At 70.3% G+C, this 11,027-nt stretch carries 11 protein-coding genes and 2 rRNA genes; 12 read left to right on the forward strand and 1 reads right to left on the reverse strand.

Annotated elements, in window-relative coordinates; all coding sequences use genetic code 11:
- From BUE44_RS35095 to BUE44_RS35150, 12 genes are all read left to right on the forward strand, one after another.
- Positions 1-135 (forward strand): 23S ribosomal RNA (locus tag BUE44_RS35095); the annotation flags it as partial.
- A gap of 101 nt (positions 136-236) precedes the next feature.
- Positions 237-353, forward strand: a 5S ribosomal RNA gene (gene rrf / locus BUE44_RS35100).
- Positions 354-463: 110 nt separating this feature from the next.
- A complete protein-coding gene (locus tag BUE44_RS35105) occupies positions 464-1,072 on the forward strand; it encodes a CDP-alcohol phosphatidyltransferase family protein (protein WP_073503071.1) in 609 nt (202 codons plus the stop codon).
- Positions 1,073-1,095: 23 nt separating this feature from the next.
- Positions 1,096-3,591 carry a mannose-1-phosphate guanyltransferase gene (locus BUE44_RS35110; RefSeq protein WP_073503072.1) on the forward strand — a complete coding sequence of 832 codons (2,496 nt, stop codon included), beginning with the start codon at positions 1,096-1,098 and terminating at the stop codon, positions 3,589-3,591.
- 120 nt (positions 3,592-3,711) lie between these two features.
- Positions 3,712-4,653, forward strand: coding sequence for a DUF881 domain-containing protein (locus BUE44_RS35115; RefSeq protein ID WP_107415955.1), 942 nt, complete (start codon positions 3,712-3,714; stop codon positions 4,651-4,653).
- The gene (locus BUE44_RS35120; protein ID WP_033175851.1) at positions 4,653-4,985 is read left to right on the forward strand and encodes a small basic family protein; all 333 of its coding nucleotides are present in this window, start codon (positions 4,653-4,655) and stop codon (positions 4,983-4,985) included. The genes BUE44_RS35115 and BUE44_RS35120 overlap by 1 nt, the downstream gene beginning before the upstream one ends.
- A 7-nt stretch (positions 4,986-4,992) precedes the next feature.
- Positions 4,993-5,880 (forward strand): DUF881 domain-containing protein, encoded by an 888-nt coding sequence (locus tag BUE44_RS35125; RefSeq protein ID WP_079190365.1) that lies wholly within the window; start codon positions 4,993-4,995, stop codon positions 5,878-5,880.
- A gap of 355 nt (positions 5,881-6,235) precedes the next feature.
- Positions 6,236-6,769 carry an FHA domain-containing protein gene (locus BUE44_RS39700; protein ID WP_322941070.1) on the forward strand — a complete coding sequence of 178 codons (534 nt, stop codon included), beginning with the start codon at positions 6,236-6,238 and terminating at the stop codon, positions 6,767-6,769.
- Positions 6,770-6,814: 45 nt separating this feature from the next.
- Positions 6,815-7,561, forward strand: coding sequence for a transcriptional regulator FtsR (gene ftsR, locus BUE44_RS35135; protein WP_073503075.1), 747 nt, complete (start codon positions 6,815-6,817; stop codon positions 7,559-7,561).
- Between the two features lie 91 nt (positions 7,562-7,652).
- Positions 7,653-8,126 (forward strand): bifunctional nuclease family protein, encoded by a 474-nt coding sequence (locus BUE44_RS35140; protein WP_031518684.1) that lies wholly within the window; start codon positions 7,653-7,655, stop codon positions 8,124-8,126.
- Positions 8,127-8,328: 202 nt separating this feature from the next.
- Positions 8,329-8,943 carry a MerR family transcriptional regulator gene (locus tag BUE44_RS35145; protein WP_073503076.1) on the forward strand — a complete coding sequence of 205 codons (615 nt, stop codon included), beginning with the start codon at positions 8,329-8,331 and terminating at the stop codon, positions 8,941-8,943.
- A gap of 102 nt (positions 8,944-9,045) precedes the next feature.
- The gene (locus BUE44_RS35150) at positions 9,046-10,410 is read left to right on the forward strand and encodes a DNA polymerase IV (protein WP_073503077.1); all 1,365 of its coding nucleotides are present in this window, start codon (positions 9,046-9,048) and stop codon (positions 10,408-10,410) included.
- 65 nt (positions 10,411-10,475) lie between these two features.
- On the opposite strand, the gene BUE44_RS35155 is transcribed toward BUE44_RS35150, so the two are convergent.
- Complete coding sequence (locus tag BUE44_RS35155; RefSeq protein WP_073503078.1) at positions 10,476-10,871, reverse strand: PRC-barrel domain-containing protein; 396 nt, start codon at positions 10,869-10,871, stop codon at positions 10,476-10,478.
- Between the last annotated feature and the right edge of the window lie 156 nt (positions 10,872-11,027).

An 11,027-nucleotide genomic window follows, 5' to 3' on the forward strand; every position in this document is an offset into this window, starting at 1 on the left:
GCCTGCTTCGAGATGAGGGCTCCCACCCACTTGATGGGGTAAGGCTCCCAGTAGACGACTGGGTTGATAGGCCGGATGTGGAAGCCCTGTAAGGGGTGGAGCTGACCGGTACTAATAGGCCGAGGGCTTGTCCTCAGTTGCTCGCGTCCACTGTGTGGTTCTGAAACAACCAGCTACCACACTCCCGTACCACCGTCAGGTGGTGTGTGTGGGGTGTGGTGTGTGTTTCATGGTGTTTCGGTGGTCATAGCGTTAGGGAAACGCCCGGTTACATTCCGAACCCGGAAGCTAAGCCTTTCAGCGCCGATGGTACTGCAGGGGGGACCCTGTGGGAGAGTAGGACACCGCCGAACAATTATTAGAGGCCTGGCCTCGGATCCTTGATCCGGGGCCAGGCCTTTTTTGTGCCTGCGATAGAGTCGGCCCGCAACGTTCGCACGAAGATACAGCAGGAGGGGACCCGGTGGAGGTCCAGGAGACACGGGTGCAAACGGATCGGATCTTCACGATCCCGAACATCCTGAGTATGGCCCGCCTCGTCGGCGTGCCCGTGTTCCTGTGGCTGATTCTGTGGCCCGAGTTCGGCGGCCCCAAGGCCGACGGGTGGGCGCTGCTGGTGCTGCTGTTCAGCGGGGTGAGCGACTACCTGGACGGCAAGCTGGCCCGCCGCTGGAACCAGATCAGCAACCTCGGCCGGCTGCTCGACCCCGCCGCCGACCGGCTGTACGTGCTGTCCACGCTGGTCGGACTCACCTGGCGGGGCATCCTGCCGCTGTGGATCACCGTCCTGCTGCTCGCCCGCGAGGCGATGATGGCGGTGATGCTGCTGATTCTCAGGAGACACCGCTTCGGCCCACCCCAGGTGAACTTCATCGGGAAAGCGGCTACCTTCAACCTCATGTACGCCTTTCCGCTGCTGCTGCTGAGCGACGGCAGCGGGTGGCTCGCGACACTGGCGGCTGTTTTCGGCTGGGCTTTCACTGGTTGGGGTACAACCCTGTATTGGTGGGCAGGGATCCTCTACGTGGTGCAGGTCCGCCGACTTGTGAGGGCGGACACCACGGCTGACTGAGTCACGAGGAGGATGTTTCCGACATGAAAGCGGTTGTTATGGCCGGCGGCGAAGGTACCCGCCTTCGCCCAATGACCTCAAGCATGCCCAAACCTCTACTCCCCGTCGTGAATCGGCCGATCATGCAGCACGTTCTGACGCTGCTCAAGAGGCACGGTCTCACTGAGACGGTCGTCACAGTCCAGTTCCTCGCGTCCCTCGTGAAAAATTATTTCGGGGACGGTGAGGAATTTGGAATGGAGCTGTCATACGCGAACGAGGAGAAGCCCCTCGGTACCGCGGGCAGCGTCAAGAACGCCGAGGACGCCCTCAAGGACGACTCCTTCCTGGTGATCTCGGGTGACGCGCTCACGGATTTCGACCTCACCGAGCTGATCGCCTTCCACAAGCAGAAGGGCGGTCTCGTCACCGTCTGCCTGACCCGCGTGCCCAATCCGCTGGAGTTCGGCATCACGATCGTGGACGACGAGGGCAAGGTCGAGCGGTTCCTCGAGAAGCCGACCTGGGGCCAGGTGTTCTCCGACACCGTCAACACGGGCATCTACGTCATGGAGCCCGAGGTCTTCAACTACGTCGAGGCCGATGTGCCGGTCGACTGGTCGGGTGATGTCTTCCCTCAGTTGATGAAGGAGGGCAAGCCCATCTACGGCTACATCGCCGAGGGCTACTGGGAGGACGTCGGCACTCACGAGAGCTATGTGAAGGCCCAGGCCGACGTGCTCGAAGGCAAGGTCGACGTCGATATCGACGGCTTCGAGATCGCCCCCGGCGTGTGGGTGGCCGAGGGCGCCGAGGTGCATCCGGACGCCATCCTTCGCGGGCCCCTGTTCATCGGCGACTACGCCAAGGTCGAGGCCGGCGCCGAGATCCGCGAGCACAGCGTGATCGGCTCCAACGTCGTGGTGAAGAGCGGTGCCTTCCTGCACAAGGCCGTGATCCACGACAACGTCTACATCGGTCCGCAGACCAACCTGCGCGGCTGCGTCATCGGCAAGAACACCGACGTGATGCGGGCCGCCCGGATCGACGACGGGGCCGTGATCGGCGACGAGTGCCTGATCGGTGAGGAGTCGATCATCGCGGGCACCGTCCGGGTCTATCCCTTCAAGACCGTCGAGGCCGGCGCGTTCGTCAACACCTCGGTCATCTGGGAGTCGCGCGGCCAGGCGCATCTGTTCGGCGCCCGCGGCGTCTCCGGCATCCTGAACGTCGAGATCACACCCGAGCTGGCCGTCCGGCTGGCGGGGGCGTATGCGACGACGCTCAAGAAGGGCGCCACCGTCACCACGGCCCGTGACCACTCCCGTGGTGCGCGCGCGCTCAAGCGGGCGGTGATCTCGGCGCTGCAGACCAGCGCGATCGAGGTGCGCGACCTGGAGAACGTTCCGATGCCGGTGGCCCGCCAGCAGACCGCGCGCGGCAGTGCGGGCGGCATCATGATCCGGACCTCGCCCGGGCGGCCCGACTCGCTCGACATCATGTTCTTCGACGAGCGCGGTGCCGACCTGTCGGCGGCCGGCCAGCGCAAACTCGACCGGGTCTTCGCCCGGCAGGAGTACCGCAGGGCCTTCCCCGGCGAGATCGGCGACCTGCGCTTCCCCTCGACGGTCTTCGACTCCTACACCGGCGCGCTGCTGCGCGCGGTCGACATCTCGGGTATCGCGGAGTCGGGCCTGAAGGTCGTGGTCGACGCCGCCAACGGCAGCGCGGGCCTGGTGCTGCCCTCGCTGCTCGGCCGGCTCGGCGTCGACGCCCTGATGGTCAACCCCGGCCTGGACGAGGCGCGCCCCACCGAGACCGAGGAGACCCGCAGAGCCGGGCTCGTACGGCTCGGCGAGATCGTGTCGTCGGCGCGGGCGGCCTTCGGCGTGCGGTTCGACCCGGTGGGCGAGCGGCTGTCGCTGGTGGACGAGCGCGGGCGGATCGTGGAGGACCACCGGGCGCTGCTGGTGCTGCTCGACCTGGTGGCCGCCGAGCGGCGCAGCGGGCACGTGGCGCTTCCCGTGACCACGACCAGGATCGCCGAGCAGGTGGCCGCCTACCACGGCACCCAGGTCACCTGGACGATGACGTCGCCCGACGACCTGACCCGGGTCGGCCGCGAGGAGGGCACCATCTTCGGCGGTGACGCCCGCGGCGGCTTCATCGTGCCCGAGTTCAGCAGCGTCTTCGACGGCTCGGCGGCCTTCGTGCGGCTGATCGGCCTGGTGGCGCGCACTCAGCTCACCCTCAGCCAGATCGACGCCCGCATCCCGCAGGCGCACGTGCTGAAGCGGGATGTGCCGACCCCGTGGGCGGTCAAGGGCTCGGTGATGCGCCGGGTGGTCGAGGAGGCCGGGGAGCGCTCGGTGGACACCACCGACGGCGTACGGGTCGTGGAGCCCGACGGGCGCTGGGTCATGGTGCTGCCCGACCCGGCGGAAGCGGTCACCCACCTGTGGGCGGAAGGCCCCGACGACGCCTCCGCGCAGGCACTGCTCGACGAGTGGTCGCAGATCGTGGAGGGCGCCGAGGAGTGACCCGGAAGGGTGCCGCACACCAGCCCGCGGGCAGGCCGAGCGGTGGCCCGGAGGTGAGCGCGCACTCGAACGGCACGCCGTGAGGGGGCCATTCGAGTGTGGTGCTCCCGACGTGCGACGATGTGCGGCATGCCGCAGCCGCAACCCGATCGGAGCAGCCCCGTGCCAGGGGCTGCTCAGCGGCGGCCTGACGCCTCGATGTTCCTGCTCACGAACGTCATGGAGCACGCCCTCGACGACGGGTACGCCGAGGCGGCCGCCCGCCGCGGCCAGGTCGGCACCTCGCGGCTTCCGACCTCGCTGAGCGGCCGGGTGGGGCTTGCCGCCGGCCTGCTGCTCGCCGCGATCGTCGTCACCGTGGGGGCCGCCCAGGCGCATCGGGCGGCGCCCACCGAGGCCAAGGAGCGGCAGAAGCTGATCGACCGCGTCCAGGCGGAGACCAGGAGCGCGGACGGCCTGCAGAAGAGCGTCGACGGCCTGCGGGACACCGTGTCCGCCGAGCAGCGTGCCGCGCTGCGCGACCACGGCGGCGCCGCCACCGCGCAGCTCGACCTGCCGGCGGGCGCGACACCGGTGCACGGCCCCGGGGTCAAGCTGGTCGTGGACGACGCCAAGGAGGCCGCACAGGGCGACACCGGCGGCCCGCGGGAGAGCAGCGGGTTCTCCGACACCGGGCGGGTGCGCGACCGCGACATGCAGCGGGTGGTGAACGGCCTGTGGGCGTCCGGTGCGGAGGCGATCAGCGTCAACGGGCAGCGGCTGACGGCGCTGTCGGCCATCCGGGCCGCCGGGGACGCCATACTGGTCGACAACAGACCGCTGGTGCCGCCGTATACGGTGCTGGCGATCGGTGACGGGGAAAAGCTGAGCACGGCGTTCCAGGACAGTGCGGACGGTCAGTATCTGCACGTGCTGGAGGAGAACTACGGAATCCGGGCGAGCGTCACCGTGGAGAAGGACGTCCGCCTGGCGGCCGCGCCCAGCCTGATCGTGCGCCACGCCCGGCCGGTCGCGGGCAGCAGCGGGCCGGCGGACACCGCCGCAACAGGGAAGGGTTCGTAGTGATCGCCGTACTGGGCCTCGTCGTCGGAGTCGTGGTCGGACTGGTGGTGCGCCCCGTGGTGCCGACCGGGGTCGAGCCGTATCTCCCGATCGCCGTCGTCGCCGCGCTGGACGCCGTCTTCGGCGGTCTGCGGGCGATGCTCGACGGGATCTTCGACGACAAGGTCTTCGTGGTCTCCTTCCTGTCCAACGTGGTCGTGGCCGCGCTGATCGTCTTCCTCGGCGACAAGCTCGGGGTCGGCGCGCAGCTGTCGACCGGTGTGGTGGTCGTGCTCGGGATCAGGATCTTCTCCAACGCCGCGGCCATCCGCCGCCACGTCTTCCGGGCGTGACCGCGGCATGAGTGACGAGCACAACCACGAGCCCCGTCCCGAGCCCGCGTTTCCTACCGAGCACGAGCACGAGCCCGAGCCCCGTACCGATCCCGGGTCCCACGCCCTGTCCGAGCCCCATGGTGCGCCCGAGGACGCGGCCCGCGACGCCGACGCGCCGGTCGCGCCGCAGCCGAGCGGGCGGCAGCGGCTGGTCGCCGGGCTGTGGCCGCCGCGGGCCTCGCGTGCCCAGCTGACGGTCGCGGTGCTGCTGTTCGTGCTGGGCCTGGGCCTGGCCATCCAGGTGAACACGACCAGCAACAACGGCGGGCCCCTGCGCGGCGCCCGCCAGGAGGACCTGGTCCGCATCCTCACCGAGGTGGACAACCGCACCCAGCGCCTGGAGGACGAGAAGCGCGGCCTGGAGACCCAGCGCAGCCAGCTGCAGTCCAGCTCCGACCAGGCCGCCGAGGCGCTCAAGCAGACGCGGCAGAAGGAGCAGCAGCTCGGTATCCTGGCGGGCACCGTCGCGGCCGAGGGGCCGGGTATCACCCTGACGATCACCGATCCCAACGGCGGTGTCCAGGCGGACTCGCTGCTGGACACGCTGCAGGAACTGCGGGCGGCCGGCGCCGAGGCGATCCAGATCAACCAGGTGCGGGTGGTCGCCGACACGTACTTCGCCGACACCACCGGCGGGGTGCTGATCGACGGCCGGCAGGTGTCCGCGCCGTACGTCTTCAAGGTGATCGGCAATCCGCAGGACCTGGAGCCGGCGCTGAACATCCCCGGCGGGGTGGTGCAGACGCTGCAGAAGGAGCAGGCCACGGCTGAGGTGGTGAGGTCGCAGAAGATCGTCGTGGACGCCTTGCGGCCGTTGAAGCAGCCTGACTACGCTCGGTCGTCATCCCGGTGAGGCGGGGGGTCGGGGCATCGGTGGACTGTTGCGTGGTGGAAACTGTGTGTAGTGAGGGTTCGTCCTGCCTTACGGGCGGGTCTGCGTCGTTCAAGGGGAATCGCCCGTGAAGTGGTTTGGGAAGTTGTTCGGCAAGAGCGCGCGGCAGTCGGGTGACCCGGCGACCGCACGGCATCGCGCGCCACGGGGACTGGCGGAGGACGAGCAGTCCGCCGACCGCCCGCTGTTCAGGAACGAGGGGCAGGGCAGGGGCGGATATTCCGGTGCGCCCGGCGTGGCGCCTGTTGACCCCGCATCCTCCGCTCGCATAGGTTCCGGGGCACCATCAACCTCGACCACGGGTGGAGGGTTCGGTTTGCCGGTCTGCGGCAGGTGCGGCTTCACGAATGCGGCGGCGAGCCGCTTCTGCTCCAACTGCGGCGCTCCGCTGCGCCCGGGCGGCGCTCAGGGTGAGCGCCCTTCCGAGACCACGTCCACGATCTCGATCTCGGGCATCGAGGCGTACGAGGCGGAGGCCACCGGCCAGACCGTCATGCCGTCGCTGTCGCCCGAGGCGCAGGCCGCCGTCGAGGCGCTGCCGCCGGGCTCCGCTCTGCTGGTGGTGCGCCGGGGGCCGAACTCGGGCAGCCGCTTCCTGCTGGACGGAGAGCTGACTACGGCCGGACGGCATCCGCAGAGTGACATCTTCCTGGACGACGTCACGGTGTCCCGGCGGCACGTGGAATTCCGCCGCGGCCAGGACGGCTACTTCACCGTCTCCGACGTGGGCAGCCTGAACGGCACCTACGTCAACCGGGAGCGGATCGACTCGGTGACGCTGTCCAGCGGTGACGAGGTGCAGATCGGGAAGTACCGGCTGGTCTTCTACTCGAGCCAGCGGGGCATCTGAGCCTCCGGACCCGTCCGGGGGCCACCACCGTCCAGGAAGGTGCTCATGCAGCGAACGCCGGGCGGTGCCGGGGACGGCACCGCCACCACGGACGGCGCACTGTTGAGCATCGGCGCGGTGCTGGCGCAGCTGCGGGACGAATTCCCCGAGGTCACCATCTCGAAAATCCGCTTCCTTGAGGCGGAGGGCCTGGTCGAACCGCAGCGCACCCCGTCGGGCTACCGCAAGTTCGCCGCGCGGGACGTGCAGCGCCTCGCGTACGTCCTGCGGGTGCAGCGGGACCACTACCTGCCGCTGCGGGTGATCAAGGAGCATCTGGAGGGCCTGGACCGCGGCGAGCAGCCCGTGCTGCCCGGCCGGTCCGGCGGTGAGGTGGACCCGCGGCCGCCGGACGACCCCGAGGCGGCCCTGCACGCCCCCCAGGAGCTGCGCATGGGCCGTGCGGAGCTTCTGGCGGCCACCGGGGCGGACGCGGCGGAGCTGGACCAGTGGGAGTCCTACGGGCTGGTCGAGGCCGGCGGGGACGGCGGCTACGACGCGGAGACGGTGGTGATCGGCCGGCTCATCGCCGACCTGGGCCGCTACGGCCTGGAACCGCGGCATCTGCGGGCCGTGAAGGCGGCCGCGGAGCGGGAGGCCGGTCTGGTGGAGCAGCTGGTGGCGCCGCTGCGCAGGCACCGCAACCCGCAAACCCGCCGACACGCCGAGGTCACCGCGGAGGAGCTGGCCGAGCTGTCGGTGCGGCTGCACGCCGCGATGGTGCGCTCCGCACTGCGGTTGCGGCTGCGCTGACCGCGTATTCCCGCTGTTCGAGCGACACCCGCAGGCGGCGCCCGGGGTGCCCGACTACCCAAACCCGGCGGGCACGTCCTAGGGTTGACGTGTGAACGAGCTCGATGTTGTGGGTGTCCGGGTGGAAATGCCCTCCAATCAACCGATCGTGCTCCTGCGTGAAGTAGGAGGCGACCGGTACCTGCCCATCTGGATCGGGCCGGGCGAGGCCACCGCCATCGCCTTCGCGCAGCAGGGAATGACGCCTGCGCGACCGCTGACGCACGACCTTTTCAAGGACGTACTGGAAGCCGTGGGGCAGACGCTCACCGAGGTCCGCATCACTGACCTGCGGGAAGGCGTCTTCTACGCCGAGCTGGTCTTCGCCAGCGGTGTCGAGGTCAGCGCCCGCCCCTCGGACGCCATAGCGCTCGCACTGCGCACCGGGACGCCGATCTACGGCAGCGACGGGGTGCTGGACGACGCGGGGATCGCGATCCCGGACGAGCAGGAGGACGAGGTGGAGAAATTCCGCGAGTTCCTCGACCAGATCTCTCCGGAGGATTTCGGCACCAGCAACCAGTGAGCCGGTCCGGGCAAGGTTGCCAGGAGGCCATTCGTGGAGGCGTTCCCGGTGCCGGTCACATCAAACCACTCCTGGGGTGACTTTCACTCGGCGTGGCGAGTGTGGCGATCGTTGACGCACCCCTGGTGACTGCCTACCGTCGATGTGGAAAGTCCCGTGGCACGTGCGCGCGCCGTTCGGGACGTGAGGGACGGAGGGCGGCGTGAGAAGCACCGGCGACGGTTCGGCGATCGGCGGCCCGTATCCGCCCCTGGGGGCGCTGGCCCGCGCCGCTGAGCCGGGGACGGCGGGGGTGCCGACGGCACCTGCCGGCGACCCCGAGCCGGACCAGGTCGGCTACCGCGGCCCCACGGCCTGCGCGGCCACCGGCATCACCTACCGGCAGCTGGACTACTGGGCGCGTACGGGCCTGGTCGAGCCCAGCGTCCGCCCGGCCTACGGCTCGGGCGCCCAGCGGCTGTACAGCTTCCGCGACGTGGTCGTGCTCAAGATCGTCAAGCGGCTGCTCGACACCGGCGTGTCGCTGCAGAACATCCGGACGGCGGTAAGGCACCTGCGCTCGGTGGGCCCGGCCGAGCTGGCCAGGATGACCCTGATGAGCGACGGCGCCACGGTCTACGAGTGCACCTCGCCCGCCGAGGTCGTGGACCTGCTCCAGGGCGGTCAAGGCGTCTTCGGGATCGCGGTGGGCGTCGTCTGGCGGGACGTCGAGAGCTCGCTGTCCGAGCTGCACGGCGAGCGGGTGGACACCGGCGAGACCCTGGTCGGCCACAATCCCGCCGACGAGCTGGCCAGGCGGCGCAACCGGGCGGTCTGAGCCCGCCGGCCCCGCCCGGTCCCGTACGGCCGTTGCGGGCGCCGGACGCCATGCCGTACACGTGTACGGCGATTGTCGGCGGTATGCGGCACGATCGAGGGTGTGAGAAGTACGCCCACGATCCTGCATCTGGACATGGACGCGTTCTTCGCCGCGGTCGAGCAGGCCTCCAAGCCGAGCCTGCGGGGCAAGCCGGTGGTCGTCGGCGGGCTCGGACCCCGCGGCGTGGTCGCGACCGCGTCCTATGAGGCACGGGTGCACGGCGTCCACTCCGCGATGGCCATGGCGCACGCCCGGCGCCTGTGCCCCAATGCCGCATTTCTCGTGCCGCGCTTCGGCATCTACCGGCGGATCAGCGAGATCGTGATGGCGCTGCTCGCCGAGGTCTCGCCGCTGATAGAGCCGCTGAGCCTGGACGAGGCCTTCGTCGACCTGGAGGCGGGCGACCTGGCCGGCGACCCGCGGGCGGTCGCCCAGCGGCTGCGGGCCGACATCCTGGCCGCGACCGGGCTGACCGCGTCGGTCGGCCTGGCCGGCTCCAAGCTGCTCGCCAAGATCGCCTCGGAGCAGGCCAAGCCGGACGGCCTGGTGGTGGTGGAACCGGGCACCGAGCGCGCGCTGCTCGACCCGTTGCCGGTGCGCACCCTGTGGGGCGTGGGGCCGGCCACCGCGGAGCATCTGCGGCGGGCCGGCATCCTCACCGTCGCCGAGATCGCGCAAGCAGGCGAGCCGGAACTGATCAGGCTGCTGGGCAAGGCGCACGGCAGCTCGCTGCACGCGATGGCCGCCGGCCTCGACAACCGCCCGGTGGTCGCCGACCGCGACGTGAAGTCGATCTCCGTCGAGGACACCTTCGACACCGACCTGACCGACCGGGCCCGGGTGCGTTACGAGGTCGACCGGCTCGCCGACCGGTGCGCCCAGCGGCTGCGCGGCGCGGGCCGCTCAGGGCGGACGGTGGTGGTGAAGATCCGGCGGTACGACTTCTCGACGCTGACCCGCTCCGAGACGCTGCGGGCGCCCACCGACGACCCGGCCGTGGTCAAGGAGACCGCCCGCAGGCTCGCCGAGGCCGTCGACACCACCGGCGGGGTGCGGCTGCTCGGCGTCGGCGTGTCCGGCCTGGCCGACTTCACCCAGGAGGACCTCTTCGCGCAGGCCGCCCAGGCCCTGCGCGAGGCGGAGCCCGGCCCGGGGCCCGGCCGGGACGCCCCGCCCGAGCTGCCGGCCACCCCGCCGCCGGAGGCCGAGCACGCCAACCGCTGGCTGCCCGGCCAGGACGTCGAGCACAGCGACCACGGCGCTGGGTGGGTCCAGGGCAGCGGCGTCGGCCGGGTCACCATCCGCTTCGAGGTGCCCTCGGACACCGAGCCGGGCCGGGTGCGCACCTTCTCCGTCGACGACCCCGCCCTGTCCAGGACCGACCCGCCCGCGCTGACCGGCCACCCGTCCCCGGCCGGCCGCTGAGGGCGCCGCTCGGCGCAGCGCGCGCCATCACGGTCTCGCCGATCCGCAGGCAACGGCCCGGGCGGTCAGCCGTTGCCGCCCGGCCGCCGGTCGCCGTTGGCCAGCTCGCCGAAGTCGCGCGCTCCGCCCTGCTCCCGGTCGGAGACCCTCGGCACGTCCATGCCGTAGTGGTGGTAGAGCTGCAACTCCTGTTCGGGCGACAGGTGCCGCCCCACGCCGAAGTCCGGCGCGTCCCTGATCAGGGACTTCTTGTACGGTACCCGCAGGGCGTCGTCCACCAGCTCGCTCGGCTCCAGTGGTACGAGCGCGTCGCGGGTGAACAGGCCGGTCCTCACGGCCGCCCACTCCGGGGTACCGGTCGCGTCGTCGAGGTACACCTCGTCGACCGTGCCGATCCTCGTACCGTCACGGTCGAAGGCGCGGCGGCCGATGAGGCTTCGCGGATCGATATCGGTCTGCACGGTCCCTCCAACCAATGACGACAGCTGTTGGTTACCACCAAAAGCCACATCAGGGGCAATGTCGACCGGAATGTCGGATCGGCCGCCGCCCGGAACACGCTGGTAGGCTGGGTGGCGGCTGCAGACCCCGTGCGGGAGAGTCCACCGAGAGCGTGT

This window comes from Actinacidiphila paucisporea (assembly GCF_900142575.1).
Lineage (GTDB): Bacteria > Actinomycetota > Actinomycetes > Streptomycetales > Streptomycetaceae > Actinacidiphila > Actinacidiphila paucisporea.